The sequence below is a fragment of the Bradyrhizobium sp. USDA 4341 genome, assembly GCF_054063755.1.
Genome location: NZ_JBSSGO010000001.1, coordinates 123844 through 148236, shown reverse-complemented (window position 1 = coordinate 148236; position 24393 = coordinate 123844). Strand labels below are relative to the sequence as shown.

The 24393-nt window shown below is 59.9% G+C and carries 28 protein-coding genes; 9 read left to right on the top strand and 19 right to left on the bottom strand.

Going from position 1 to position 24393, the window contains the following annotated elements; translation table 11 throughout:
• The 6 genes from ACVIGB_RS00715 to ACVIGB_RS00690 all read right to left on the bottom strand — a co-directional run bounded on the left by ACVIGB_RS00715 (position 1) and on the right by ACVIGB_RS00690 (position 3978).
• Positions 1 to 228, bottom strand: coding sequence for a hypothetical protein (locus ACVIGB_RS00715; RefSeq protein WP_456749067.1), 228 nt, complete (start codon positions 226 to 228; stop codon positions 1 to 3).
• Complete coding sequence (locus ACVIGB_RS00710; RefSeq protein WP_456749066.1) at positions 215 to 514, bottom strand: hypothetical protein; 300 nt, start codon at positions 512 to 514, stop codon at positions 215 to 217. The genes ACVIGB_RS00715 and ACVIGB_RS00710 overlap by 14 nt, the downstream gene beginning before the upstream one ends.
• Positions 515 to 612: 98 nt before the next feature.
• A complete protein-coding gene (locus ACVIGB_RS00705; RefSeq protein WP_456717566.1) occupies positions 613 to 1362 on the bottom strand; it encodes a CPBP family intramembrane glutamic endopeptidase in 750 nt (249 codons plus the stop codon).
• Complete coding sequence (locus ACVIGB_RS00700; protein ID WP_456717567.1) at positions 1359 to 1751, bottom strand: hypothetical protein; 393 nt, start codon at positions 1749 to 1751, stop codon at positions 1359 to 1361. The genes ACVIGB_RS00705 and ACVIGB_RS00700 overlap by 4 nt, the downstream gene beginning before the upstream one ends.
• 224 nt (positions 1752 to 1975) lie before the next feature.
• Positions 1976 to 3166, bottom strand: a complete 1191-nt coding sequence (locus ACVIGB_RS00695) for an AAA family ATPase (RefSeq protein ID WP_456717568.1) — start codon at positions 3164 to 3166, stop codon at positions 1976 to 1978.
• The gene (locus tag ACVIGB_RS00690; RefSeq protein ID WP_456717569.1) at positions 3163 to 3978 is read right to left on the bottom strand and encodes an RNA ligase family protein; all 816 of its coding nucleotides are present in this window, start codon (positions 3976 to 3978) and stop codon (positions 3163 to 3165) included. Before ACVIGB_RS00690 ends, ACVIGB_RS00695 begins: the two co-directional genes overlap by 4 nt.
• A 125-nt stretch (positions 3979 to 4103) precedes the next feature.
• On the opposite strand from ACVIGB_RS00690, the gene ACVIGB_RS00685 reads away from it, so the two are divergent.
• The gene (locus ACVIGB_RS00685; RefSeq protein ID WP_456717570.1) at positions 4104 to 4874 is read left to right on the top strand and encodes a hypothetical protein; all 771 of its coding nucleotides are present in this window, start codon (positions 4104 to 4106) and stop codon (positions 4872 to 4874) included.
• 66 nt (positions 4875 to 4940) lie between these two features.
• Here the strand turns inward: ACVIGB_RS00685 and ACVIGB_RS00680 are convergent, their stop codons facing one another.
• The 4 genes from ACVIGB_RS00680 to ACVIGB_RS00665 all read right to left on the bottom strand — a co-directional run bounded on the left by ACVIGB_RS00680 (position 4941) and on the right by ACVIGB_RS00665 (position 7807).
• A complete protein-coding gene (locus tag ACVIGB_RS00680) occupies positions 4941 to 5534 on the bottom strand; it encodes a LabA-like NYN domain-containing protein (RefSeq protein WP_456717571.1) in 594 nt (197 codons plus the stop codon).
• Positions 5535 to 6101: 567 nt separating this feature from the next.
• Positions 6102 to 6305, bottom strand: coding sequence for a hypothetical protein (locus ACVIGB_RS00675; protein WP_456717572.1), 204 nt, complete (start codon positions 6303 to 6305; stop codon positions 6102 to 6104).
• Positions 6306 to 6326: 21 nt separating this feature from the next.
• The gene (locus tag ACVIGB_RS00670) at positions 6327 to 7007 is read right to left on the bottom strand and encodes a hypothetical protein (protein ID WP_456717573.1); all 681 of its coding nucleotides are present in this window, start codon (positions 7005 to 7007) and stop codon (positions 6327 to 6329) included.
• Positions 7001 to 7807 (bottom strand): hypothetical protein, encoded by an 807-nt coding sequence (locus ACVIGB_RS00665; RefSeq protein WP_456717574.1) that lies wholly within the window; start codon positions 7805 to 7807, stop codon positions 7001 to 7003. The genes ACVIGB_RS00670 and ACVIGB_RS00665 overlap by 7 nt, the downstream gene beginning before the upstream one ends.
• Positions 7808 to 8166: 359 nt before the next feature.
• Here ACVIGB_RS00665 and ACVIGB_RS00660 point away from each other — a divergent pair, with 359 nt between their 5' ends.
• The gene (locus ACVIGB_RS00660) at positions 8167 to 8523 is read left to right on the top strand and encodes a hypothetical protein (protein ID WP_456717575.1); all 357 of its coding nucleotides are present in this window, start codon (positions 8167 to 8169) and stop codon (positions 8521 to 8523) included.
• On the opposite strand, the gene ACVIGB_RS00655 is transcribed toward ACVIGB_RS00660, so the two are convergent.
• Together ACVIGB_RS00655 and ACVIGB_RS00650 are read right to left on the bottom strand one after the other, a co-directional pair.
• Complete coding sequence (locus ACVIGB_RS00655) at positions 8486 to 8944, bottom strand: hypothetical protein (protein ID WP_456717576.1); 459 nt, start codon at positions 8942 to 8944, stop codon at positions 8486 to 8488. The genes ACVIGB_RS00660 and ACVIGB_RS00655 overlap by 38 nt on opposite strands.
• Positions 8945 to 9036: 92 nt before the next feature.
• Positions 9037 to 10284: a hypothetical protein gene (locus ACVIGB_RS00650; protein WP_456717577.1), complete on the bottom strand. Its 1248-nt coding sequence runs from the start codon at positions 10282 to 10284 to the stop codon at positions 9037 to 9039.
• Between the two features lie 210 nt (positions 10285 to 10494).
• On the opposite strand from ACVIGB_RS00650, the gene ACVIGB_RS00645 reads away from it, so the two are divergent.
• On the top strand, positions 10495 to 11250 hold the full coding sequence (locus ACVIGB_RS00645; protein WP_456717578.1) for a metallophosphoesterase: 756 nt from the start codon (positions 10495 to 10497) through the stop codon (positions 11248 to 11250).
• A 6-nt stretch (positions 11251 to 11256) separates the two neighbouring features.
• Here ACVIGB_RS00645 and ACVIGB_RS00640 read toward each other — a convergent pair whose 3' ends face one another.
• Together ACVIGB_RS00640 and ACVIGB_RS00635 are read right to left on the bottom strand one after the other, a co-directional pair.
• On the bottom strand, positions 11257 to 11586 hold the full coding sequence (locus tag ACVIGB_RS00640) for a hypothetical protein (RefSeq protein ID WP_456717579.1): 330 nt from the start codon (positions 11584 to 11586) through the stop codon (positions 11257 to 11259).
• A gap of 72 nt (positions 11587 to 11658) precedes the next feature.
• Entirely contained in the window at positions 11659 to 13125 is a 1467-nt protein-coding gene (locus tag ACVIGB_RS00635; RefSeq protein WP_456717580.1) for a replicative DNA helicase, read from the bottom strand.
• 360 nt (positions 13126 to 13485) lie between these two features.
• On the opposite strand from ACVIGB_RS00635, the gene ACVIGB_RS00630 reads away from it, so the two are divergent.
• The 3 genes from ACVIGB_RS00630 (at position 13486) to ACVIGB_RS00620 (ending at position 16565) form a co-directional block, all read left to right on the top strand.
• The gene (locus ACVIGB_RS00630; RefSeq protein ID WP_456718247.1) at positions 13486 to 13734 is read left to right on the top strand and encodes an acyl carrier protein; all 249 of its coding nucleotides are present in this window, start codon (positions 13486 to 13488) and stop codon (positions 13732 to 13734) included.
• Between the two features lie 74 nt (positions 13735 to 13808).
• Positions 13809 to 14906 (top strand): phosphoadenosine phosphosulfate reductase domain-containing protein, encoded by a 1098-nt coding sequence (locus tag ACVIGB_RS00625; RefSeq protein WP_456717581.1) that lies wholly within the window; start codon positions 13809 to 13811, stop codon positions 14904 to 14906.
• A gap of 780 nt (positions 14907 to 15686) precedes the next feature.
• Positions 15687 to 16565 carry a hypothetical protein gene (locus tag ACVIGB_RS00620; RefSeq protein WP_456749065.1) on the top strand — a complete coding sequence of 293 codons (879 nt, stop codon included), beginning with the start codon at positions 15687 to 15689 and terminating at the stop codon, positions 16563 to 16565.
• 4 nt (positions 16566 to 16569) lie between these two features.
• Here the strand turns inward: ACVIGB_RS00620 and ACVIGB_RS00615 are convergent, their stop codons facing one another.
• On the bottom strand, positions 16570 to 18108 hold the full coding sequence (locus tag ACVIGB_RS00615; RefSeq protein WP_456717583.1) for a PcfJ domain-containing protein: 1539 nt from the start codon (positions 18106 to 18108) through the stop codon (positions 16570 to 16572).
• An 84-nt stretch (positions 18109 to 18192) separates the two neighbouring features.
• Between ACVIGB_RS00615 and ACVIGB_RS00610 the strand changes: the two genes are divergently transcribed.
• Together ACVIGB_RS00610 and ACVIGB_RS00605 are read left to right on the top strand one after the other, a co-directional pair.
• Positions 18193 to 18744 carry a hypothetical protein gene (locus ACVIGB_RS00610; protein ID WP_456749064.1) on the top strand — a complete coding sequence of 184 codons (552 nt, stop codon included), beginning with the start codon at positions 18193 to 18195 and terminating at the stop codon, positions 18742 to 18744.
• Positions 18745 to 18870: 126 nt separating this feature from the next.
• Positions 18871 to 19089: a hypothetical protein gene (locus ACVIGB_RS00605; RefSeq protein ID WP_456717585.1), complete on the top strand. Its 219-nt coding sequence runs from the start codon at positions 18871 to 18873 to the stop codon at positions 19087 to 19089.
• Here the strand turns inward: ACVIGB_RS00605 and ACVIGB_RS00600 are convergent.
• Positions 19086 to 19472, bottom strand: coding sequence for a hypothetical protein (locus ACVIGB_RS00600; protein ID WP_456717586.1), 387 nt, complete (start codon positions 19470 to 19472; stop codon positions 19086 to 19088). The two genes, ACVIGB_RS00605 and ACVIGB_RS00600, sit on opposite strands and share 4 nt — an antisense overlap.
• A gap of 196 nt (positions 19473 to 19668) precedes the next feature.
• Between ACVIGB_RS00600 and ACVIGB_RS00595 the strand changes: the two genes are divergently transcribed.
• Positions 19669 to 20961 carry a hypothetical protein gene (locus ACVIGB_RS00595; protein ID WP_456717587.1) on the top strand — a complete coding sequence of 431 codons (1293 nt, stop codon included), beginning with the start codon at positions 19669 to 19671 and terminating at the stop codon, positions 20959 to 20961.
• 83 nt (positions 20962 to 21044) lie between these two features.
• Here the strand turns inward: ACVIGB_RS00595 and ACVIGB_RS00590 are convergent, their stop codons facing one another.
• The 3 genes from ACVIGB_RS00590 to ACVIGB_RS00580 all read right to left on the bottom strand — a co-directional run bounded on the left by ACVIGB_RS00590 (position 21045) and on the right by ACVIGB_RS00580 (position 24210).
• A complete protein-coding gene (locus tag ACVIGB_RS00590; RefSeq protein WP_456717588.1) occupies positions 21045 to 22442 on the bottom strand; it encodes a hypothetical protein in 1398 nt (465 codons plus the stop codon).
• A 1-nt stretch (position 22443) separates the two neighbouring features.
• A complete protein-coding gene (locus ACVIGB_RS00585) occupies positions 22444 to 22854 on the bottom strand; it encodes a hypothetical protein (protein ID WP_456717589.1) in 411 nt (136 codons plus the stop codon).
• Between the two features lie 84 nt (positions 22855 to 22938).
• Entirely contained in the window at positions 22939 to 24210 is a 1272-nt protein-coding gene (locus tag ACVIGB_RS00580) for a hypothetical protein (protein ID WP_456717590.1), read from the bottom strand.
• Between the last annotated feature and the right edge of the window lie 183 nt (positions 24211 to 24393).

The window sequence follows — 24393 nt, the reverse complement described above, 5'->3', positions numbered from 1 at the left end:
TCAGCGCATCCGTCCGGGCACGATGCCCCCATTGATGTGAACCGGAGCCGAATTTTCCCAACGGTTCGAAAAGTCGCGTACCCACGCCTGTTGTTCTGCGGTCAGGGATTCGTCGTGCAGATGTTCATCCGCACTGCCGAGATTGAGATTGTTACGTTCGTTCCACGCCTTGTATTCACGGCATAGCATCTCGATCTCGTGATCGATCCGCTGCTCAATTGGCTGCACCGAGTAGCGCGGACGTGACAGCCCAGGCATAAAGGCGCCGTTCGAACGCCTCGAGATCATCGCCGATCTCGGTCACATTTTCGATCACGAGATGCCACTTGCCTAAGGCGCGGTGCTCGTTCGGATACCCATTGGGAGTCCGTTCCTGAACTTCCTCGATATACAGCGCACCGCAGTAGACGTTTCCGGCGATCGGCTCCAGAATCCCCATGTCCGTCTCGAGGGCAGCGCCGAGATCACGGCTTTCAAAGCGCGTCGCCTGGAAATCTTCGAAAGTCATGGTCATTGGCTCTCTCCTGAGAAGGCAGGGGTATAGGTCCAAGTACCCTACCCCGTTGCAATTCGCCATCGTGTCGACCAGCCACCCACAACTCCAGCTGGCCCTCACCAAGGCCACTTGGCGCCAATCGCGGTTTCAAACACCGCCCACGCGTTCATCAGCACATGCATGGCGATCGGCACCCAAAGCGATCCACAGGCGATCCGAGCGGTCGAGAGCAGCAAGCCAGCTGCAAACACCTCTACCATCCCTGCGAGATCGTACTGCAGATGAAGGGAGGTCCACGCAAGATCAGTGAGAAGAACGGCTGGCAGAACGCCAATCACCGGGATCCAACCGGAGAAAGCCAGTCCCCGAAACATCATTTCCTCCACCACCGGCGCGCACAACGCAATGGCCAGCCAGTAGAAGACCATCATCACAATCCCGGACTCCTCGGCAGAGCCATAACTGAGAACCTGGAATTCGGACACGATCGGCCGGCCAGACAAATGCACAAGGAAGTCCGAGACCAGCAAGAAGACGGCCATGAGCACAAGAAATGCCGCGACAGGACGGAGGTGTGCCGGGCGAACCAACCCGAGAACTTGCGCAGTTCCCCCGGAATAGCGGTTAGCGATTGCCAGCAGGCTGAACACTTGGGGCAAGAAGCCGGCCACGGCAGACATTGCCAGTAGTGGGCCGTTATCGAGCAGATTGGAAGATCCGAGGAGGCCTGCGAGACCAAACAGAAAGATGACCCCAAGGCCAATGAGCTGGGAGAGCGCGAAGACGATGGCGAGCCATCCAACAGACGCCAAGGCCCCCACTCTTTTCTCCGGGGCTAGATCGGCAAGAGTCGCGCCAACGCTCATTTCCACCAGCCCGCCATCACATAATCAGCAATCTCGTGGCCGGCGCGGGCTCGATCGAACAGGCCATCGGCGGATACGATCCGAAGCTGCCAACGCCCGTCCTCGCGCCCGAGCACGGAGATCTGTCGTCCATAGACATTGTCGTAGAACTCGAGCCCAACCGCCTTCTTCTTGCGGAGCGCCACAAGGATTTCTTTCTTCCTCTGCTCGTTCGAAGCTCCCTTGTCGAACGGCCCCTTCCGGGCGCCAGAACGAGCGAGCTTCGGAAGCATATCAATATCGATATGGAACCGATTCAAAGCCAGGACACAGGCTCCAGGAATAGCCTCCCGGGCCGTCGCTAGGTCGCCGCGGCGGCACTTATCGAGCTCAACCCGAAGCAAACTCAAAGGCCCTTCCTGGATAACTCGGGTAGCTGCCAGGGATCGGATTCTAGTCCCGAACACCTCAGATAAGGCCCGGAACGCCCTTTCGGTCCTGCCTGGATTTTCCTTCCAAAGGGCGTCTGCGGATTGCACGTGGCTCATATCTAATCCTTGATCCTCTTGCCGTTATTCGGCAAAGATCGCCATTCTGTCCACCCGGACCCGCTCTCCGTCCCCGTTGTTAACGCTCAAGGTGCGGGAACAGCTGCGATCACGGGCAGCAGCTCAGGCCTCGGGATCGGCCTGAAATCAGGTCCGATCCAAACCACGTCATGGGCCTCCAGCAAAGTCGGCGGCTCCCATTTGGAGATCATCCGATCGATCACGGCATCCGGCACGACATTTTTGCGGTCGCGATTTTGCCTTCGGATCCCTGCCTCGGGCACGTCAAGGGCGTGAACCGTGACGTGGGCGTCATAGGAGATCGCGAGCGTCACGATCTTGGCTCTCTGAAGGCGCGTTAAATTCGTAGCGTTGACTACAAAAGGCGCCTTGGCGCGAAGATGAACCCGGCAGGCCTCGATCGCGGCCTGGGAAACTCGGCCCTGGTCATCGGCCGCGTCGACGCCCAAGGATTGCCGGGTCCGATCTAGAGACACCTGGGCGTAGTCCTTGAGCACGGTCTCGGCATAGGTGTCCTTGCCGGACCCAGGAAGCCCGGAAAGAACGATGACGCGCGACCCTTTTGGAGGCCGCGGCTCGAAGTACAGGCTATCCGGAACGCCGCGTGCGAACCGCAAGCGCGCTTGTGGAGATGCAAACGGCCATGGCTCGTGGAGGCAGGAATTCTCCGCGGCCGCGATCCTGATCAAATCCATCTCATCATCGCCGACCCGCTTATCCTCGCAAATCCTGCCGCGATTATCTGCCCGCCCAAGCAACGTAAGCTCATACAAGGATCCGAGCGTCGATAAGCGCGCCAATGACAATCTTGGATCCTCGTTCTTCAGAACTCGGAAGATCTGCTGATGACCAAGGACTAGCGCGAAGACATCGAGCCGGGTGTGAATCGGAACATCAGCACGCCAAAGATCACGCCAGGCGACCAAAGCGCCTTTGGAGGCATGGTGGGGGTGCGAGACTCGCAGCCGATCGAGCTCCGCGTCGAAGACTTCGGTCCGCGTTTCGGGCTTGGCGACGTCATGCCAAAGGGCAGCCAACGCCATCGTCGTTCGTCGCGCAGGCGACAAACCCACAAAATCTGGGTCGCTCAACAAAGCACGGCCGACCGCGGCCGTATGAGTCCAGACATCCCCTTCAGCATGATAGATGGGATCCTGTGTGCAGGAGGACATCTCGTCCACGTAAGGGAAGGATTTCTCGACCGCAGGCCAATCGATGACGCCGTCGGAGGCAAAAGTCCGCCAATCGATTGTCATGGCGCAACCCCAGAGGTCATGGACGGCCGCGCGAACATGTCGATGCCGGGCGCGAGCTGGTTCTTGATCATCGGACGCTTCGCCCAGTGTACGGCGCCACTGTCGAGGATAGCTTGGACGAAGCCCGGCCGAACGAACTTGGCCCTCATGAGGGTATGATGGTCGTCCTCTAACTTCATATAGACGCCCTCGGCCAACGGGCTTGGGTCAGTCTGGCCGAGAACAGTCTCGAAATCTTCACCTGCTGCTTCCACCGCGCCCCGCAGGCTCTCCTTCCATTGTGGCGATCTGTAAGCGGATTCTTTCACCAGCTTCGGAACGTCACAATCCGCGACCCAGCCCGTGTGGACGACACGAACCGGAGTAACGAGGTCTCCAAAGAGACGCGCGCGCGCCGCAGTCGACAGCCAACGATTAGACGAGCGGCTATAGCAATCGTACGAAAGCACGTAGGATTCGAGTCGGTCATACCAGATCGTGTGTTTCGCAAGCATCGACTCGCTGTAAAGGACATATTCCAGACCCAGGACATCACGCAGGTCTTTCTCGAACACCCTCGCCCACTGCTTGAGGACCGTAAACTGCTTCTCGCGCGGGCCACCTTCGAGAGAATGCCCTCGCGATTGTAAGATGAGCCGCCCATCATCGGGGGAAAACGAAATCCCACAATTTCCTCCGTCGACCTTCTCCTCCCAGACGACCTCGCCGCGATCGCGGAGCTCGGACATCGAGATGCGGTCGGGCTCGTCGCCGTTCTGCAGGGCGGAGCCGCGCAAATGCGGTGTCCGGGGGTATTTCAGGATCGCCTGCATCACTATCCATAGCTGCAAGCGGCGCAGGACGCAATTTGCGGCGAGACCGGCTGGTTAACGTGCCTTGGTACTTTCGGCAGGCGGGGCTATTCTCGCTCTCCATACCCAAACCGAGGGAGCCAGGCATGGGTTGGGCGAACTCCTACTTTCGTGTCGAACGGCCTTTCCGGGTGTTCAAGCACTTCGGTATGACAGCCACCAATGCATCCTATGGCTCCAGTCGAATCCATGCGGTCGTGTTGGAGGCCATCAACGCGCGGCCGGGAGACGAAATCCATGCACTAGCCGGCGGCACCTTCCTGCAGCGTGGCGATGAGCTGTTCGAGCTATCCTTGCACGCGCCAAAGCCGCCGTTCGAGAGAGGCTCCCGCTTCGAAACGGATGCTGAGCGACTGACGCGTGGCGCCCAGCGGCAGTTGGTTTCACCTATCCCGCCACCAACCCGCCAATTCGACTACCGGACAGTTCGAGAGTCCGTTTCGAACAACCAACTTCCGGACCAGCACGCGCAGGTCATTCACCGGGAGGACAGTCCGGAGATGGTTCAGCTTCGCACGTTGTTGACAGACTTCGTGAAGCGCCTCCGCGATCGTGAAGGAGCAGACGGCCTCAAAATCGAGCTCAGCGATATTGACGCCTATCGTGGGCCGAAGGCAAAGATCAGCTTTCGGGATTCCGACGTCACGGTGACAGCGACCGTCCCCGGAGTATGTGTGGTCGACCTTCCGGACCACACTCCGTGTGGGCGATTCATTGCCAGGGCAGGCAACCCTGGACGATTGATCTTCATGTTCCGAAAGATCGACGGACACGATGTCGCGGCCGACACCGCCGAGTTGCTGGCTTCCTATGCGGAGCACCTCGAACATTCCCCCTCGCCCGGACCTGCGGCTTGAACTGAAACGGCGCGATCAGCGTCGTGTCCGAAGACGCCAGATCGCCGAAATATGCCTGCTTCCAGGCTATTTCGAGCACGCGGCGACTACCGGTGCCTTCGCCACCTGCTCGCGCTGAACAGGCCGTTCCGCGGGCGATCGGGAACATGCCAAACGCAAATCATCGAGCTCGAGGAAGATATCCGCTTGCCGACGCAACTCATCCGCGATCATCGGTGGGTGGGTCCTGATGGTTGACACCACTGTCACGCGCACACCGCGGCGCTGCACCGCCTCGACCAAGGACCGGAAATCACCGTCACCCGAGAACAGAACGATCTCGTCGACATGAGAGGCGAGTTCCATCGCGTTGACGGCGAGCTCGACACCCATATTCCCCTTGATTTTTTTTCGGCCCGTCGAAATTTCCAAAAACTCCTTGGTGGCCTTGGTGACGACTGTGAAGCCGTTATAGTCCAACCAATCAACCAAGGGGCGCAAGGCGTTGACTTCGAGGTCTTCGTTGATCGCGGTGTAATAGAATGCCCTGACGAGCTCGCCTCGACCGCGAAATTCGCGTAGAAGAGCCTTGTAATCGAGGTCGAACTGAAGCGATTTTGAAGCCGCGTGGATGTTTGGCCCGTCAATGAAGAGCGCGGTCCGACTGACTGCAGTGGTCATGGTTACTAATCTCTTGAAATGGAGCTAGAGCGCTCGGGTGCCAATTGCCCAACGCTGTCCGCGCATGCTCGCCGATTTGGTCGATTTGATGAAAACGCCCTTGGACTTCGCAGTCCGCCACCGGACAACGACTCGAAGGATTCCAATGCCATTTCAGAACATCCCCCCGGATGGAATTTCTATACACTCGCCGCACGTGCGACGACGCAGTGACTACAATCGCCTAATCTGGATTTGGTTCCGGCCTATGTGGGCTGTCGCAAAAAAGCGACACCACCACTTTTAGATTCTTCGCGATTTGAGGTTGATCTGGCACATTGGTGCTGCGTGTTCATTTCGTCACCGGAGGTTGGATCGGGTATCTGGAATCATCGGTAGTGTCTGCCCTTTCGTGAGCCTGAGTTTCGAAACGGCGACGTAGCGGTCGCCTTCTGAAGAATCTGGCGGTACTTTGTCACCTGCGCCTGCTTCCGCGCTTGGCTGCGCTCAGTCCCCGGCGTTTCTAGAGAACGCGGGGACGGAGCGCTCTCGATTGTCTTACTTTCCTCGGTCATTGGTTCATGCTCCTCAAGAAGGGCGGGAAGCTAAGGCTCTGGTGATGTCCAGAAACCTAACCACGTCATCGGCAATCAGGGCCGAACCCAAGTGTTCGCCGCCCTTCATGATCTCCAAGAACGGCCACGATTCGATCCGCCATTCGCCGCCGCGCTGCTCGATCATGCGCTTGGCAAGGTGCAGGGGCATCATGGTGTGAGTGTACGGGTGGATCATGAATGCGTACCCCGGTCACGGTTAGCCAACGGGCAAATTGGCCATGAGAGAAACAAGTTTTTCCTTAGCGAACGTGTGGAAATCAGCCGCGATGCCTGTAGACACCAGGATGTGGCTTACCGGGCGTCCGAGCTCGCGGACATTCTCCGGAGTGATCCCGCTGGCTACCGCCAACGGCGCCTCGGGGCCGATCGCGGACCGGATTGAAATTAACTTCTCGGCCGCCGGCGCAACACCAGTCGCCAGGCCACTTGTCGTCGGGATCATGCCATGCTCAAGCGCCTGGCGCGCCGCGGCCGCGGGATCCGGTTCGTGTCGCTGTCCCTTGAAGCCGACGGCACCAAAGAACAAGTGCCCCGGATGATCCTTGAGCTGTAGCCGACACTGCCGGGCAAGCGGCTCAGCGCCGGACGAATGCAATCCTGCATCGTCAGTCCAGGTGGCCTGATAGCCATGGTCAAGGCTACGGCAAAGCGCTCGGTCAGCAGTCAACGTCAGATAATTCACGCCGATCGCAAGAGCGGGAAGTTGTTTTCGAAGTTCGTCCGCGATCGGGTCGAGTCGTTGATCGTAGCCGTCCATGCTGATGAGAAACACACCTGCACATGCGCATTCTGCGGCGACTTCAGCAGCAGCCAGGGCAAGCGCCGGCGACAGGATGTGAATGACCGGCCACACCTGCGGCTTTCTCGCGCTCACCATTCTCGCGCCCTCCAACCTTCCAGTTCGAGCCCGACCAGTTCGCTGACGCTCATTCCCGTCCTGACCGCATTCAACAGAGCCGATTTGATTCGCGTCAGCAGCAAAGGTTGCGCCGCCACAACCGCAGGATTGATGATGACGAGATCCGCGCCAGCCGAAACCTTGCCGAGAGCGGTTTCCACATCATCTACCCCGCCTTCTCCGACGAGCGTCATTCCGGGCTCGACGCGGCTCGCCACCTCGGCGAGAATCTTGGTGGTCCGGCCATAAACCGGTCGACCGGCCAGGCTTTCGCCGACGTGTGCCGAGGAGACGGGAGAAACCATAATGCCGGCTGCCCCGCGTCTGACTGCCATCGATACAAGGGCATCAAGCTCCGGCTTGCTGATGTCGTCGACAATCTTGACCAGAATTGAGACCGGCCGACCGGATGTTCCTTGGATCCGATCACACACTTCAATGACCCCAGCCACGAGACGGTCGCACAGCCGCAGCAACAGGGGATCGCTATAGCCGACGCTGTGTCCACGCGACAGGTCAATTGTGACATGATCGGCGAGGCCCTCCCCGACGGCGATTCCGATCGCCTCGGCATAGCCGTCTACATTCGCGAAGGATTCCAATGTACCGTTCACGATAAGGCCTACTCGCGTGACCGCATTACCGTGACGACCGCAGTCCCGGATCTCGGAAATCAGGGACGTAAGGCTGTCCAAACGGGACACGCTCCCGGTCAGATCGGGGCTCGACAACGACAGCTCGATTGAGCCAAAGCCCAACGCCGCAAATGATCGCGCCATGCGAGCATCCGCCAACGTCAATCCGACAGAGAGCGGATTCCGGAAGTGCCCACCCAGTATCTGGCGCCGAAGGATTGGTTCATCGCCAACCCCGAATGGCCAGAAGGGCGCCAGCAGGCCATGTAGCGCCTCGAGTAGCGCAGCCGGATCCGGAGTGCGGCGAGGTGACGTCTGGAACATGTCTCGGCAAGAAAGAGAGGGATTTTTGTTGCTGTGCAATACCGCGCAGACCCACGCGTAATCACGAACGAATCCTTGAGAGGGTTAATATCCCCTGATTTGTCCCCAGGTCATTCACACGGGTACACCGCCTTGGCTATAACCATTGGCTTTCGGATCAATTCACGGAGCAACGCCGGATGACAACGGTCACCATTATTGAAGTCCGCTCACCATTGGCGGCCTCAACGCCCAACAGTTCGAACGTCGAGTCTGACCTGGCGTTTGTCGCAAGTAGCCGCGACAAAGCCCTCGCGTTCATGGCAGACCATTCCACCTATCGAAACGACGGCCATCCATGGTGCTGGTACATCTACAACGTCACTCTCGATGACCCGAAGATGATCCCGTACGACCGCATCGTGATCGGGACAGATGGCCAGACCTACGAAAGCCAGCGGGCGGCATGGGCCGCTTGCCAGGCACCACACGACTCTCTCGTGCTTTGCTCGCCGCCCTTCACATCGAACGCGCTAGCGACGCCAATGGATCGGTAATGCCGTGAGCCGCGAAGGCATCCTCGCGGGTGATCTCAAATTCGCCGGTCGGACCGAACCTGCGGTCCTCAAATGCTCGACGCTCCGCGATAGTGGGCAGGTGATGGCCGGGATCAGTGGCGTGGATCCGACCATCCGCTTCGATGGTGCACCGAAAAATTCCCATGATTTCGTCCACCGCGTAAGCGTCGTCGCTGCTCATGCGGCCATCTGCCACCATATTCCAGAGCTTAACCATGTCATCGGCATGCGACTTCTGAGCGGCTGCGAGGCTGTCGAACAGGAACGGCGCGTATGCTTCCAGCGGATCGACTATCTCGAGTGGGGCCTTGTGCGGGATCACCTTCCCGGTACGCCACGCGAATTGGCGCCCTTCAAGCTTGAGACGGGCAAAACGATCGACAGGGTAGTCCAGGCTCATGGCAAATCCATCCGTGCAGGCGCTTAGGAAGGCATGATGCATGCAAAGCGGCAAGCCGCAACGGCCGCGGAGCGCAATCGTATAGACGAATTTTAAGGCGCCGGCGACGCAACGGAATAGTACTCATCCAGGGACACGGCGACTGACTCCACACCGATGACGAACGAGCTCCAGGCTCTTATCCCGTCGAGCCTGATCGAGGGCGCCTCGAGCGTCTCCACCCGGTAACCAGCCCTGATATCGAATTTCGCAAGTCGACTGAGGTCCTTCGGGGAGCTGATCGGGGCGCTCCACACGTCAAGGGACGTCACCGTATCCCCATCCACCGTGAAATCCACACGCGTACGGCGGTTCTGGTCACGAAGATGCAAGCTGACCACTCCGTCACGTTCGACGACGTGAACGTAGTCCTTCATGTCATTGCACTCGAACTCGCTCGTCTCAGCGACGTGACCCTGAGTGAGGCAGTGCTGGTAGATGCCGGTCAGAAAGTCACGGTTGAGCAGATAACGAACGTCGGCCTCGGCCTTGAAGCGCTCCAGTCCGCGGAACATGACCTCGGCATTTTCCCCCGGCAGGAAGCCATCGGCGGCGGCGGTCGAGAATCCGAGGAGACGTGCGGCTTCGTAGTCCGGCAGGTCGTTCCGTGGACCAGCCTCGTTCGGGAAGATGCGGGTTGCGTACTCGGCACCGTCGCGCACGACACGACCGGCGTCATGGGCGGTCAAGACCCTGCGAAGGACCGCGAAGAACTCCGGCCACCGGTCGATGCCTTCCGATTCAACGCTGATGTTGCCGGGGCTCCACTGCCTGTCTCCCTGGAAGCGATAAGAGGTCCTCGCCCGAATCATCAAGGACGGACTCCAGACGCTCTCCTGAGCGTCTTTCAATGCAGCAGCGATCTCATCCTCGTTTTTGAGCCGCAACACGCGCACCTCCGAAATCCTCGAATAATCGGGTCCGGCGGGGTCTCTTCGCGGGCGAAGGCGCGCGCCCTTCTTTTCAAGAATTTCGTCAAGCAGCCTGTCGAGCTTCGGGTCCGGCTTTCCGGACCACTCGACGATCAGGAGAAACATGTCTTCGGGGGTCTTGAGTGCCAATGCGGCGTGATAGGACGAGCCAGGATCCGGCGCATAGAGCGTGAGAAAAGGGTCGATCAGCGCGCTCTCACGCGAAACATGACCTTTCCGCGCGAAATCGAGCGCTACCTCACCGAGATGCTGCCCGTGGGCATCGAGGCTTTGACCGGAGGTTGCCTGGTGAACGCGCGTGATCACGAAGGGGGAGATGGTTCCCTCATCCTTGATCATCTGCTGGAAAAGCTGTTCGGTCGCGTCCATGTCCGGCCTCTTGAACTGAGCTCGGATTGTCAGGCCAGCGCCAGTAAATCGCAAACACAGCCATTGCCACCGGCGTTCGAGAGCTAGGACCGACCCGTATGGGCGCCGTGTCCGGGGCAGCGTGAGGACAAAAGTGGGCCATAGCGGGCGTTAACGTAGAAAAAATCACCGGACTGGAAGCATGCCGGGTTCAGCCCTAGAACTGGCGGCATGAAACTATGGATCGTCTCCGACCTCCACCGCGAGGTCCGCAAGGATTGGGACCCGGGCCGCAAGCGGCCAGAGGATTTCGACGTGCTTATTCTGGCCGGCGACGTCATGGACGGTAACGTTGTGTGCGGCGTCCAGACGGCGGCCGCAATGGCGGGAGGAAGGCCCGCGATCTACGTGGCCGGGAATCATTGCCACTGGGGCAGTTCATTCGAAGTGGTCCAACGGCAAGGCATGGAAGCCGGCGAGCGCACCGGGGTGCACTTCCTTCAGAACACCACCATTGAGATCGACGGGGTCGTCTTCTTCGGGGCGACCCTTTGGGAGCCAATGTTACAGGATCCCAGGGCTCGCAGACCGAATCTCTCGGCGATCATGTCTGGAATGGAGCAACACCCCGTCCCGCATGGCGCCCTGCCCTTCGGAGAACCAGTTCATGTGCAGGGGCCCGGGGTCATGGATCGGCGCGCGAAGAACCGCGATGTCAGACGCCAATTCGAGATGACCCGTGACGCCCTAAAGGCGGCGAGGCCTGATGTTGTCGTCACGCACTATCCTCCAACGACCACTCTGCTGGAGGAGGTCGACGGAATACAGCTTTGGATTCACGGGCACGAGCACCGCGTTCGCGACGAGTTCATCTCCGGCACGCGCGTCGTGGATAACGCCATAGGACTCCCGTCAGAACGTCGCATGATGGAGAACCTATGCTCGATGGTCATCGAGGTTGGTCCGCGGCTGACGCCTGCGCCGTAACCTAACTCAGGGCGCCATATATTCGGACGCGGGCTCTCCCTCGATCCGTCGGCGACCAGTCATTGGATGCCTGTGCCAGCCATCCGGTTCGCCCATGCCATCCCACGCATCCAGAGCCGTCTTCGCCCGATCATAGGAATCGTAGCACCAACGATCATCATACCCGAGATACGAGCCGACCGAGCCGACGATGATCGCATGGGTATACATAAGCGGCGAAATCGCCGCCCATCGACCGCCAGGAAGCGGTCGCGGATCGCGGTATCCGCACTCCTCTTTGAGCCATTGCAGGAATTGAAGCTCAGCCAACATGGCTGGGGAAACACGCTCATTCACGACACGACCTCGCTCACCGGGATGACCCTACCCCGAAGCCGTCTTTGCCGGAAGACCTGACCGAAACGAAGCTTAACGCACCAGGTCGCTAAACCGGGTCACCGCGGCATCGAATTGCAGTTCCACCGTCCCAGTTGGGCCATGGCGTTGCTTACCGATGATGACCTCAGCCTTGCCGCTCGACCTCAACAGATTAGCTTGCCATTCCTCGTATTCTGGCGTGCCGGGCCGCGGCGAGGAGTTTGCCAGATAGTACTCCTCCCTGAAGACAAACATCACCACGTCGGCGTCTTGTTCAATCGAGCCCGACTCGCGCAAATCAGCAAGTTGCGGCCGCTTGTCCTCGCGGTCCTCGACTTTCCGCGACAGCTGAGAAAGAGCGATGATCGGGACGTTCAGCTCCTTTGCCAGCGCCTTCAGGCTGGTGGTGATCTCAGTGATTTCCTGGACACGGTTTTCGGAACGCCGACCCGACCCCTGCAGCAGCTGGATATAGTCGATAACAAGAAGATCCAGCCCTCGCTGGCGCTTAAGCCGGCGGGCGCGAGCCGTCAGCTGCGAGATCGCCAACCCACCGGTCTCATCGACATGGAAAGGCAGCGCCTCGAGCTCCATCGCACAATCGCGGATCTTTGCAAAATCGGCTTCGGATATGTCGCCGCGACGGATAGCGCTCGATGTGATGCCACTGCGCTCGGAGATAATCCGGGTAGCAAGCTGTTCAGCCGACATCTCGCAGGAAAAGAACCCGACCACTCCTCCTTCCACCGCACGGGTCGAACCGTCGGCCTGAAGTTCGCCGCGGTAGGCCCTGGCGACGTTGTAAGCGATGTTGGTCGCAAGCGACGTTTTTCCCATCCCAGGCCGGCCGGCGACGATAATGAGGTCAGAAGGCTGCAGGCCGCCCATTTTGGCGTCAAGATCGCTGAGTCCGGTTGCGAGGCCCGAATGGCTGCCATCGCGCAGGAATGCCTTCGCAGCCATGTCTACGGCAGACGTCAAGGCAGTGGAGAAGCGCCGGAAGCCGCCGTCATACCGGCCGGTTTCCGAGATCTCATAGAGCCGCCGCTCAACCTCCTCGATCTGCCGGCTAGGGGCGGCATCAACAGGGGCATCGTAGGCCACATTGACCATATCCTCGCCGATGCCGATGAGGTTTCGACGTACTGATAGATCAAAGATAGCCCGGCCGTAGTCCTGCGCGTTGATGATGGTCGTCGCCTCGGCCGCCAGCCGGGCAAGGTACTGACCAAGGGTCATGCCCCCCAAATCGGTATCGGATGGCAAAAACGTCTTGAGCGTGATCGGCGTGGCTATCTTGCCCATCCGGATCAAGCTGCTGGACGTTTCAAAGATCGTCTGGTGTAACGGCTCGAAGAAGTGCTTGGGCTCGAGGAAATCGGAAACGCGATAGAAAGCGTCATTGTTGACCAGGATGGCGCCGAGCAAACCTTGTTCCGCCTCGATATTGTGAGGAGGAGAGCGGAAGGCCGGCGCTTCAGCCTCAAGCTTGCGCGCAGTCGAATCGCTGTGGGCCATGCCCGAGTTTGCCTCGGTTCCATTGATTCGTGGAGATCAGCTTGCGCTTGACACACCAAATTTGCAGCCGAATCGGCCTTGCCAGGCCCTTCACGCCCCGGGGTACTCATCATTCTTTGCGCGACCGAGCACGATGATGACGCCGGCGATGTGCTGGAGGTCCGTCGTCCGCTTGCCGGTGACACCGGACTTCGCGGTTCCGGCGAAGTTCTCGCGCTGACGATCGACCGCCTTCGCCTGATCCTTCTAGTGCCGAACCTGCAGGCCTGCGAATATCGGGGGCAGTCAAGGATTCGTTATGGTCGTCTCCAATCCTTGCTGGTACAGAGCGCCTCTCAAATCAGGAGCGAAGGAACTTCAATGTCTGATATCGCCGAGCGAGTTTGCAAGGTCGTAGTCGAACATCTGGGCGTCGAGCCCGAGAAGGTGGTTGATAGTGCGCGTTTCGTTGATGATCTGGGGGCCGACAGCCTCGACATCGTAGAACTAATCATGAGCCTCGAAGAGGAGTTCGACGTCGAGATAACTGACGACGTTGCCGAGGGCCTCGTTACTGTCGGCGCCGCTCGCGAGTATCTCGAGAAGCGGGTCCAGACCAAGGCCGCCTAAGGCTCGCTCGCTCTTCCGACTTGCCGGGGCGGCATCTACGGTCATCCGAACAAAGTTTCCCGGAGCCCGCACACATGATGCCCCCCGTTGCCACCGATCCAGCGATCGAAAAACTGATTGCGGCCGATGCACCGGTTGCGATTGGGGTCTCCGGCGGCAAAGATAGCCAAGCTGCCGCGATCGCAACCCTCTCCCATTTAGATGCTAACGGGCATAAAGGCCCGCGTATCCTGATTCACAGCGACCTTGGGTCCGTGGAATGGGACGACTCGATCCGGATCTGTGAAGAAATGTCGAAGCGGTTGGGCATCTACCTCGTCGTGGTCAGGCGCATCAGCGGCGACATGATGGCGCGTTGGGAGTCTCGGTGGCAATCGAGTATACGACGCTGGACCGGGTTGGAAGTCGTGAAGTTAATCCTTCCTTGGTCGACGCCGTCAATGAGGTTTTGCACCTCAGAGTTGAAGACACAAATAATTGCATCCGAACTGCGCCGCAGGTTCAAAGGCCAGACCGTCATCAACGTCACCGGCGTTCGCCGCGAAGAGAGTCCTGCCCGTGCCAAGGGCACGATAGCTTCTCGTGACACCAACGGCAATTATAGTTGGAGACCAATATCAAACTGGAAGCTGGGCGAAGTCTTCGCCTCGATCGCCGAGGCGGGTATGAAGCCTCATCCCGCCTATGCGACCCTCACGAGGGTTTCGTGCAGGTTCTGCATCATGTCGAGCCTCGCGGATCTGCAGGCCGCGGCCAAGCTCGCTGAATCACACGACATCTTCCGTCGCATGGTCGGACTCGAAGCGCAGAGCTCCTTTGCCTTCCAGGGCAACCGATGGCTCGCCGATATCGCACCCGACCTTCTCGGCACAGAACTGCAGGCCGATATCGCAACGGCGAAGGAAACCGCTGTCAAACGGGTCAAGATCGAAAGTGCAATCACCAAGGATATGCAGTTCGTCAAGGGTTGGCCGACCCGCATGCTGACGAACGACGAGGCGGACATCCTCGCCTCAGTCCGCAATCAGCTCAGCGAGCTCTTCGGTTTCCAGACGTCGTACCTCGATCGCAGCTCCATTCACGAACGGTATGCTTCACTAATCGCCGACCGCGCAGCTAAGGCGCCGGGCGCAGAGGTCGAAGCCGAGACACCGGAACTGACGCTCGCTTGAGCCGCTAAAGCCGTGGACCACCGCCCGGCGCTCTGTGGGGCGACCTGCGTCGAGAATGGGGTGCTTTTCGCTTCCGGCTATGCGTCTGGTAATCCGTCGACCGGATCACCGGTGGGGAACCTGTGGTAGCCGAGCTAACCGCAGAGGTTATTAGCACTTCAGGTTCATCCGAGTAGTCGGCCGGATTCAGGTGGCGATCCACCGCCACAACGGCCTGATCAAGCCCTTTGCGCACCTCCTCAAACCGCCGTCCGAGAAAACGGGTCATTCCATTCATTTTGGCGTCCAAAACGTCAGAAGCTGGCCCGAGCACAGCATCGGCAGCACGATAGGCTCCGTCGGAAACCGACGCGGAGGCCTGGCTGATGAAACTGGTCGCATTCGCAGGCAGAGGGAAACCATCTTCGCGGACCAACACTGTCGCAACCACCGCTGCGGCGCCGGCAATGGCCAACCTGCGACTCGCGCGCGTCGTGAAGACGTGCTTCAGTCCCGGCGCGACAAAATCGAGTATAGTCGAGCGGGCCTTCTTCCGCCGGCGAGCGATCATGGTCCAGATTTCGGCTCAGGTATTGTCAACGAGTCCTTGGCCATGCCGAACCCATTCCACTGCCTATCTCACTGCGCTGCGAATGTATCGGGCAATCGGGTTTTGGTCCACGTTCCGCCGAGACTCTCGCACTTGCAGTTTGCCGGCGCAAACGATAAATCGACTCGACACGACTGTTGAGAGGATGTCGAAATATGGGCTCTTTCTGTCAGACCTGCGCCATAACTCACATGGCGATCGAGTATCAGGATCCCGTGGTCGGCTTCGTGATCGGCAAGTCTTATGGATACCGAGCCTCCGGCGTGACCGGCTTCACCGGAGCCACGCCGTACTGGCAGGCTCTCTCGCTGCCGTTTCGCGGGCGTTATGACGACTATGGATTCGCCGAGAAGATCGATCATGCCCACGCCCCGATTTCCTTGAAGGCAGCAACGGGCGCGGAGTTCGCCGTCATCGAGAACGCCGCGAAGAAAGGCGAGGACATCGAAGTCGATCTTGGCTGGCCATACGGTAAGTCAAAGCTCATGACGATGTTCGTGCACGCCGATGTATTCGAGGCACTGACGGCGAAAACTCCGGGTCTTTGGGGTCCAGCTGAGACTCTGTACGCGAACGAAGCAGCCCGGTTCGACGAGTTCCTGGTTGACGCCACGCGGCTTGCCGGTGGCGGAACCGGCAAGCCGCGTGGCGAGGGCGAGAGTTTCTCCGACCTCAGTGAGTTTGTCGAACTCTGGACCAGTTCAACCGGTCGGAACTGGACCGAGACGCCGGAGGTCGCCAGGTTCTTCATTCGCAATCGCTGCAACGGGGTTCATTCCAAGCTGCAGCAGGCCATGACCGGAATTGTCGGGCGACTTCACGCCGAAGGGCGCCATCACGAGGCACGCGCAGTCCTTGCCGATTGCCTGCGTACGGTATTCTTCGATCAAAATCTCGAGTTGCTTCGACGGCAATGGCAGCCGCAGGGCGGGTTGGGCTCCGACGACAGGGCTTATGAACTGCATGCCGAAATGGCCGCACTCACAAGCCGGCGCTGCGAAGTCCGGTCTGCGGACGAGTATGAGGGACCCGAAGACGACGAAGAAGATGCGGCGCAGCCGGCTCCATAGGATCTCAAATCACGAGGTGCCGGCTATCCAACGTCATCTTCTCGACCGCGGGTCGGGACACGAGTTCCAAGTGGGCCAGTTGACGCGCCCAGTCTCCAACGGCCGGCGGAGGCGTCTCGCCGGAGCGCGCTGCCCGCCGGATCGCCGAGGAGAGTTCTCCAACAACCTTGTTGCGTGCCGACAGCACGCTCGTACGCACGTCATCCAGCTTCTTCGTAAGCCCGCAATATGCCATCACTTGCTGGAGAAGGTCTGCCCCCTTGGGCAAACCTCCCATCTCAAGCTTATGGACGTGATGCGGTTCGGCCTTCATCTCGGCGACGGCTTTGTCGAGGTAGGGTCCGATCGCACTGGATGCCTCGCCTTCAATTCCGAAGAAGAAGCCGGACGCGAGCGCTTCCATCAACGCCGACGGCATCGCCAACGTACGCACTTCGATATTCCGCGCATTTGGTCCGTGTTCGTGTACCATCACAAGCTCCGTCTGGAATGCCGGCTCTTGGTCAGGCGTCAGGACCTTGAGAAGTCGCCGCCGCGTCCCGTCCTTCAAACGATCCACATTGCGCAGAATGACACCAGCTATTCCGGCATCTCCAAGAACCCTGGAAAGCGACCCGCCTCGAAGTGCACCGAGTCTCTCAGCGTCAACCTGATCGAGCAGCGCTCCAAGCATTTCGTCAGGATCATCGAACGTCCGACCTCCGATGGTGTAAAGGCCAATCAGATTGCCATCACGCGTGACTTCCCACCCCTGGGAGATCACGAACGCCCGGCAGTAGGCAGCCCAACTGCCGTTTAGCGCGGGGGCTGCATTTCCTTTTCCCTTGATCTGGACCGCGCAGAATGCTTTCCGCCGGTACGTCCGACGCACCTCGATCGTGACATGCGGGCGGTTCGACGGATCCCGCAATGAAAAGATCCTGGTCGAGCCATTTTTCACCGCCTCGACGTACCCACGACCTCCCACACAATGATTCATGCAGCTTCCCTCCCGAAGAAGGGCGATCGCTCCCTTGAGCTCGACAAAACGACAGCCGTCATCGAAGCTCTCAATGACGTCTATCTCCTCTGTGACGTCATTCGAATTCGTGGTGAGCTCAACTAGCCGACGGTGCCAATCTGCCGAGATCCCGGCCGCTTCTCGATAGGATACGCGATCGATACGCTTGAGGTGGCGATCGGACCTCGGGATAGCATCTAGCCAGTCAAGAACGCTGCGCGCTTCCTCGAGGAAATCCTGGAAAGCCGCGTTCCGATTGAAGTCGAAGACGTAGAACTCGGTTCCGACCTCCAACTGGGCCGACAACTTATCAACCAGCTCCCGACTTTTAGCTTTGCTCAACCGCCACTGCTTCGAACGGGAGTTGCGGGCGACTTCATCCTCGATTTGATGCCGTGAGACGATCTTCTCAAGCATCTCCGGTGACTTCCGGATATGCCGCTCCGCCGCGCGCCGCATCCACTCCTTGACGACCGGACGAACGGCTGGATCGGCGGCCATGCCGGCGGCAATTTCGATGGACCTGGTACTGATGACGTTCATTGCGAACTAGTCTATCGACTCTTCAAGGATTCGACTACTTCGTTCATACTTGTGCCTTTCAGCGCGCTGCCAGACAGTTAACAGATGTCAAACGCCGTCACACTTGAAAGGAGAGCCGTCCTGATCCTGGTCCATCCGGGATCGGCCTGCGGCTCCGCAAACCACAATCTCGGCTCCCAACTGGCATACTCATACCGCGCGCAGCTCGCGGCCGATCTGTCCCGGTGGACCGGGGACATGCTGGTCATTGACGGAGAGCTCAGCGAAGATCTGAAGGATCCGGCCTTTCGCGAACTGGGACAGGCCATCAAAGAGGCTCTCGGGCGCTGTCGCGCCGCGGGCTTTCGTGCCCGCCGCTCCTGGGGCTGCGACAATATCCCGCCGCACCAGTCAGACCGTGTGCGCGCCTGGATCAAGGATGGAACGCTAGACCCGGAAACCATGCGAATCTCGCTGACCGGTGCCTGGTATAACCTGGATGGCGGTGGCTGCGTTGGAGGCGTGCAGGCCCTCCTCGAGGAGGCGGGATTTGACGTCAGCGTGCGGGATAGCGTCGTTTGCGAACTCGAGGAGCTCGATGTCGATGACACAGAACTCGAGGCCGAGGATGAACCTGGTTCTGGACCAGCGCCATAGGGCCGCACAAAGGACGACCGCCTTTCCTGTTCGAATCCTTGCGTTTCGCTTTGGTTCCCGACCATCCTCAGAGTATGCTCGCCAAGGTGGATCCATGTTGTTCCCACCCGCGCAAAGCCAAAAAAGATGCTGAAGGATGTGCTGTTAATCGTCATCGGCCTGTTCGGCGGTCTGTTCATCCAGCAGAGCGCTGAAAAGCTATTGGCGACGGCACCCCTTTGGATATCGATACCCCTGTCGGTCGGCGGGGTCGCCGGCTTTGCCCTCCTGTTCGTGATAGGAGCCCGCTGGGTCATGAACGGGCGGACGCCGCTGCCGGCGGAGCACCCCGAGGACGACGACTAGCTTGCAGCTTTGTCGATGGCGTCCGGCAAACTGCTGATCGCTCGGCATAACTCTCTCGCCAAATCGGTTGGCCGGTTGAGGTGAACACGCGAGTCGCGAGGATCCTTGCCTGTTTCGACCAGGCCCCTGTCCCGAAGAAACACAAGGTGCCGGGTCACGTTGGTCCGTTGTTTTCTGCTCGGATCGTAGAGCAGATTGGCAAGTGCCAGGGTCGGCATCCCATCGCTCTGGCTCTCACAGACCTCACAAAGCTTGAGGAGCGTCCGGAAGCAAGCCAACTGCATTTCGCCGTCAAACACCATCACGACGTCGAGGGCCGCCCGAATGAAGCCAAGTCGGGCCTGCCGGTCATCATCCAGGGAGTCTTGCACAGCATTGTCCATCGTCTTTTCCGTCGGGCCCAGCGACGTTCAAGTCAACTCCAAAGCGATGAAAACCGTGTTTTCAACAGGAGGCGTTCCGGCCACGTTAACCGTTCGGCTTCCCATCCACCGCCGTCCACAGATGCGCGCCTGCATCAGCTTGAAGGATTCGTCTATGTTTGCCAGTTTGCGCCGATAATGCGGGGAGCATTTCGTCTTGAACTACGACCAGGCCAAGAAGCCTCAGGCAATAGTAGCGTTGCGACCGTCCGTCGTTAGCGACGGGATCGACGAACCCTTTCGTAGTCTTCGCGATAAGCTCGTCCGGAACGTCACCGCCAGGACACTGGTGGCGGCACGCTGGGTGCGCGGCCAAGCCGAATTCAACCAGGTCATGAGATTCGTCCTTGCAGTTCCCCTCGTAGCCGGGACCGCAACGCCTGTCGCGCGCGACTATCGTCCGCTCTCTGCGGTGCCCGCCGTCGCCGAACGGCAAGTGGCACTTCCTGCACCCACGCCATCCGCACCAGTTCAGCTCGCGACAACTGGGACCGCCGGGACGACGCCCGTGGTGCCGCCGGTCACCAGCGAAGCCGTCCCTGGACCCCGCGTCCGCGCGAACTGCAGCCGAGGCACAAGGACCGTCTTCCTCGATGATCGTCCAGCGGTCGAGGCAAGCGAAGATTGGAAGGAAGGCCTGACGCAGCGCTACCAGGGGGCTGTCTGCTCATTCGTGCCGCGGTTTGGCGTCCCCGAGCCTGGCTTCCGAACCTACGAGGCCCCAGCAATCGAGCCCAAGCCGGCCGAACCGGCTGTGGCACCGCTCACCGCGACGGACCCGATCAGAGTCAAAACCTCGATCGAGCGGGAGATGTTCGACCCCAATGTAGCTACACCAGCCGTCCCAACGCGCGGTCCGGATGCCGACGGCATCGAGCAGGCATTGGCCGTGCTGGGCGCTCCGGCGGCAGGTCGGGCGGCGGTTGGAGAGAAGGTGCCAGACAATCGGGCCAGGGCCGCGATTGCCGCGCTCGCCGCCGTTGATGGTCAGGATCTTCCCCTACCGGGATCAGCACCATCCAAACTGGCCGCCACGAGCGAAAAGACCTCACCGGTGCCAATGCCGCCGCGCCGGATCGCCGTTCGCTTGAGCACCAACGATCCCCGGCAATTCCCGGCATACCTCAATTATCGTTGGACAAGTGATCGGGTGGAGGTGCTGTTCGACACTGGAATGACGCTCTTGGAAGACGATCTCTATTTCCCCGCGGGGCGCACTTCGAACTGGAGCGCAGTGTTCAACCGCGCCTCTGAGCGCGGCGCTTCGGAAGCCATCCAGCGCGCTTCAGCCGACATGGCCGATCTGACGAAGACACAATGGCTGCGCGGCGCTAGCCTCGTCGTTACGACAGTGACGCCGAGCTGGCCAACACCGAAGGTCCAGCGCGTGTCGCAGTCAGATGCATCCGGACAGACCGAAACCTTGACGCAGCTTTCGTCTGCGCTCTAAGCCTCGTGGTCAAACGCACCCGCAAGAGTTTGCCGACAGCACATCCCGACGACGAGAACGTAGCGCCTCGGCCGCGCCCCGTCTTAAGACGGCGGTCCTGGAACCGCGATTTCAAGGCCATCCGCGAAGGCCGGCTCGATGTCGAGCCCCAACTCGAGCATTCGGTCATCGAAGTCGTCGAGACAACCAAGCGGCACCGAAGAGCGGCCAGTCGACGCGAGGCGCGACAGGGCGACAGTATCGCGGCCAAGGTGGGCAATGATGTCATCCAGGTCTGTCCGCCAGATCGCCCGCCGGCGCGCCTTTTCATCGAGCGCGATCTCATCGCAATCGACGAACATTTCGGCGCGGGCCTTCTCGCCTACCGCGGCGAGTTCGATCATGCGGATACGGTTGTTGGGATCTTCCATCTGGGCGCAGGTTGCCGCGGCCGCCACAGCGGCTTCCTTTAGCAGCGGCCGTCCGCGATCGCCGGCCAGAACGCGATCAATGGCAGCAGACGTCATGCCACACAAAATAGCGGCGCGCTGCTCGGCGTCGGGCGCCTCCGATAGCATCGCGGCCGAAGCCTTCTTCGCCCGCGACCACGATTCCAGCACAGAGCGGTCACCGCCGGCACGCAGCCAGGCGAGAGATGCCGCCGCCGTCGCAAAGGCGTCGACGAGACGCCGGCGGGAAATAGTGCGAACAAGATCATCATCATCGGTTAGAATCGTCTTCGGCATGACCCGCGACGCGAAAACCATGGCCATCTGACGCGCAGCCGACAACCGCCGTGCGCTGGCCGCATCGATGGTCACATTGGGCCACATGCGCCGAGCCGCCATAGCTTCGCGCCTTACAAAATTCCAGCCGCCGGCAAGCGGAGAATAGGGCAAAACAAAATCGACGCTTTCCTGAGACGAAAGTGACGTCTCGAGAATCATGCGGGTGGTCGGTGCAAACCCGGAACGAAGCGAGGTGAGCAGGGCTTCGGTCGAGTCGGGATCCCGGCAGGTGTCGGACGGCAGGAGGTCCTCGAGGCGTTCGTTGGCCCAGGACGCGGCCGCGAGGGCGCGGACGTCGAGCACATTCAGCGCGACGCCCTCGCGATCTGCCTCCGGCCCAAACACCATGAGCGCCCAGTCAAGATCAGCATCACCGGTAAGACGCAGTCGATCGAGCGTATCCCCCCGCCCCGGCGCGTAGGCCGCAGCACCGGTGTAAACACGCTTGAAGATCCGGGAGAAAATCTCCGGATCACCGAAGAAGGAGATCGTGCTTGATTTCAGGCTTTGGCGCTCGCTGAGATCAAGCGTCATGAGCCCATCGCGGCGGACCGAATCGACCTTGCCGACGACGTTTTCTCCGAGTGACGGCATGCGACCCTTGATCCGGAAGAGAAATCCTTTCCCGTCAGGCGTGCGAACGACTGCGCGGCCATCCTTGATGGCCCGCACAGTCCCGACCAGCACTTGCTTCTGACGTCCCGAGGAAACCATCTCACATCCTCATCGAATTCTCGTATTCGGGCGCAACAATCGCAATCTCGTAAATCAGGCAGTCCTTGTGATGATCACCGGCCTCCTTGACGAGCATGGAGCCGCGCCTTGCGACCTCTTCGGCCACCAGTGGGTCACAGAGTATACTGCACCGAGCCCCATCGGTGCGGACCATAAACACGCCGCCCCCGGTAATTTCCACCGATAGAAAGCGCTGGGGCATCGACGGAGCATGAAGCACGGCGATCGAAGGAGCGCGGTCATCATCCGGCAAATCGACCAGACCACCGCCGGTGACCGTCTCTCGCTCCGGCTCGGCCGCAACACCGATCTCGCTGATGCCAACGATGCACCCACGAGCGTCGTGCAGGTAGTAGCCGGGATGAGTTTCTAGACGAATATTCGCGCTCATGATCCGTTTCAATTCACGAAAGTTGCTGGCTTGGGGCCATTCTGGGTGCTGCCCCTGCAAGCCGCGAGGGGAAAATGCATCACCTCACGGCGCCGGCGCCGCTCCGGACGTCGCCTGCTGCCCGAAGTGATCCATGGTCAGAGGAGGATTGTCCCCGACGGAGGTAGCAAATTCGCGAAACGCCGATTCGCCTTTCGTCAGACCGGTTTCGGCATCGATCTCATCGCCGCCGAGGATCGCCTTGAAGCGCACGAGCCAGTCCTGGATACTCCTGTAAGCATCCTGGCCCTTCCGCATAAGCTTGGCACTCCCCGTATACTCGAACGTGTCGAGGAACTCGTCGCACGAATAGATCGTGACGTCCGAGAACTCCATCTGCATATGCTCAAGGATCATCTCGAGCGTAGGCTCGCTACCAACCGGCGACGAGAACGGCAGAACGAGTGCATGGAGCGACTTCTCTTGCTCATCGACTTTGCGGAAAGCCAGCCCTGTCAACCAGCAATCCCAGCGATACTTCCCGGCGACTGAACCCTCAGGCCGCTTGTTGAGCAACGCGGCTAGCTCAAGACCGTGCTTTGCAGCAAAACCAGTAAACGTCGTCGGATCAGCCTCGATCGTCGGACGGCCTTCAACCCGATAGTTCGGCTTTGCCAGGATCGCCTTGGCCTTTTCGGCTCGCTCCGCCCACACCGGCATGCAGCGATCGGCAACCAGCGCTGAAACGGCCGTCCTGAAGACACCCCGCCGCAATGCCCCCAGGAGTTGCGACTTCACTTCATCCGAGTACTTGCCCTTGGCCCACTGTGCAATCTCAGCGTCGGTAGCCGACCGCCGAGAAAGGAGCCCGGCAACCTTCGCGACCGCCTCCGAGGTCGACCGGAAACGCATTCCCGGATTGGAACCAGCAGCCTGGCGCTCGATGGCACGCGCAGCTACCCCGGCCTGAGGCGTGACACGGTCCAGATAGTCCTTCAGGGTCGCAGGATCCTCGGCTCGGCGAGTGCATTCGCCGAACATCATATAGAGATCTTCGACAGGGATGACGTCGTGCAGGGTCTTTGCAGCGGCATCGAATTTCGCGCTGGACAGCCAATAGGTGGCGTTCTCGACGGCATGAACCGGCACGCCACTGATCTCGCAGAGATGGACCTGGATTAAAGTCTCAATCTCTGCCTTGATATCGACCGGAGCCGCGGACGCGATGAGTTCGTGAGCCGATCCATTTTGACAGGTGATAGAAAAGCAAGGCGTTTGTCCGCCGAGAGAACGAAGCTCCGCCACGACGTCGACATTTTTCCCGTCTCCATCACGGAGTAGGAATTCGCGTCTCAAAATGATCGTTCGGTCCGTCATTTGCGCCTCGCCCTTGAAGATTGAGACGACAATCGATCCCGCCCTGGCAAGTCGCAAGGACTGGACTAGGCTGCGGCCAGCGCTTGCGTGACAGCTAGCCACGCAATTCCGATGTCGGGTGCTATTCCGGTCGTCCCCGAGGCACTCCAGAGCCAGCGCGAACCACGGCGTTCGCATCTCCCG

What these genes read in the sequence shown, in the direction of transcription:
- ACVIGB_RS00655 (WP_456717576.1), bottom strand. Translation starts at nt 8,944, where the DNA reads ATGAGCCTGGACTACCCTGTCGATCGTTTTGCCCGTCTCAAGCTTGAA.
- ACVIGB_RS00610 (WP_456749064.1), top strand. Translation starts at nt 18,193, where the DNA reads ATGTCAAACGCCGTCACACTTGAAAGGAGAGCCGTCCTGATCCTGGTC.
- ACVIGB_RS00645 (WP_456717578.1), top strand. Translation starts at nt 10,495, where the DNA reads ATGAAACTATGGATCGTCTCCGACCTCCACCGCGAGGTCCGCAAGGAT.
- ACVIGB_RS00605 (WP_456717585.1), top strand. Translation starts at nt 18,871, where the DNA reads ATGCTGAAGGATGTGCTGTTAATCGTCATCGGCCTGTTCGGCGGTCTG.
- ACVIGB_RS00620 (WP_456749065.1), top strand. Translation starts at nt 15,687, where the DNA reads ATGGCGATCGAGTATCAGGATCCCGTGGTCGGCTTCGTGATCGGCAAG.
- ACVIGB_RS00670 (WP_456717573.1), bottom strand. Translation starts at nt 7,007, where the DNA reads ATGGTGAGCGCGAGAAAGCCGCAGGTGTGGCCGGTCATTCACATCCTG.
- ACVIGB_RS00660 (WP_456717575.1), top strand. Translation starts at nt 8,167, where the DNA reads ATGACAACGGTCACCATTATTGAAGTCCGCTCACCATTGGCGGCCTCA.
- ACVIGB_RS00585 (WP_456717589.1), bottom strand. Translation starts at nt 22,854, where the DNA reads ATGAGCGCGAATATTCGTCTAGAAACTCATCCCGGCTACTACCTGCAC.
- ACVIGB_RS00685 (WP_456717570.1), top strand. Translation starts at nt 4,104, where the DNA reads ATGGGTTGGGCGAACTCCTACTTTCGTGTCGAACGGCCTTTCCGGGTG.
- ACVIGB_RS00580 (WP_456717590.1), bottom strand. Translation starts at nt 24,210, where the DNA reads ATGACGGACCGAACGATCATTTTGAGACGCGAATTCCTACTCCGTGAT.
- ACVIGB_RS00665 (WP_456717574.1), bottom strand. Translation starts at nt 7,807, where the DNA reads ATGGCGCGATCATTTGCGGCGTTGGGCTTTGGCTCAATCGAGCTGTCG.
- ACVIGB_RS00650 (WP_456717577.1), bottom strand. Translation starts at nt 10,284, where the DNA reads ATGGACGCGACCGAACAGCTTTTCCAGCAGATGATCAAGGATGAGGGA.
- ACVIGB_RS00615 (WP_456717583.1), bottom strand. Translation starts at nt 18,108, where the DNA reads ATGAACGTCATCAGTACCAGGTCCATCGAAATTGCCGCCGGCATGGCC.
- ACVIGB_RS00635 (WP_456717580.1), bottom strand. Translation starts at nt 13,125, where the DNA reads ATGGCCCACAGCGATTCGACTGCGCGCAAGCTTGAGGCTGAAGCGCCG.
- ACVIGB_RS00600 (WP_456717586.1), bottom strand. Translation starts at nt 19,472, where the DNA reads ATGGACAATGCTGTGCAAGACTCCCTGGATGATGACCGGCAGGCCCGA.
- ACVIGB_RS00625 (WP_456717581.1), top strand. Translation starts at nt 13,809, where the DNA reads ATGATGCCCCCCGTTGCCACCGATCCAGCGATCGAAAAACTGATTGCG.
- ACVIGB_RS00695 (WP_456717568.1), bottom strand. Translation starts at nt 3,166, where the DNA reads ATGACAATCGATTGGCGGACTTTTGCCTCCGACGGCGTCATCGATTGG.
- ACVIGB_RS00680 (WP_456717571.1), bottom strand. Translation starts at nt 5,534, where the DNA reads ATGACCACTGCAGTCAGTCGGACCGCGCTCTTCATTGACGGGCCAAAC.
- ACVIGB_RS00675 (WP_456717572.1), bottom strand. Translation starts at nt 6,305, where the DNA reads ATGATCCACCCGTACACTCACACCATGATGCCCCTGCACCTTGCCAAG.
- ACVIGB_RS00705 (WP_456717566.1), bottom strand. Translation starts at nt 1,362, where the DNA reads ATGAGCGTTGGCGCGACTCTTGCCGATCTAGCCCCGGAGAAAAGAGTG.
- ACVIGB_RS00710 (WP_456749066.1), bottom strand. Translation starts at nt 514, where the DNA reads ATGACCATGACTTTCGAAGATTTCCAGGCGACGCGCTTTGAAAGCCGT.
- ACVIGB_RS00630 (WP_456718247.1), top strand. Translation starts at nt 13,486, where the DNA reads ATGTCTGATATCGCCGAGCGAGTTTGCAAGGTCGTAGTCGAACATCTG.
- ACVIGB_RS00590 (WP_456717588.1), bottom strand. Translation starts at nt 22,442, where the DNA reads ATGGTTTCCTCGGGACGTCAGAAGCAAGTGCTGGTCGGGACTGTGCGG.
- ACVIGB_RS00690 (WP_456717569.1), bottom strand. Translation starts at nt 3,978, where the DNA reads ATGCAGGCGATCCTGAAATACCCCCGGACACCGCATTTGCGCGGCTCC.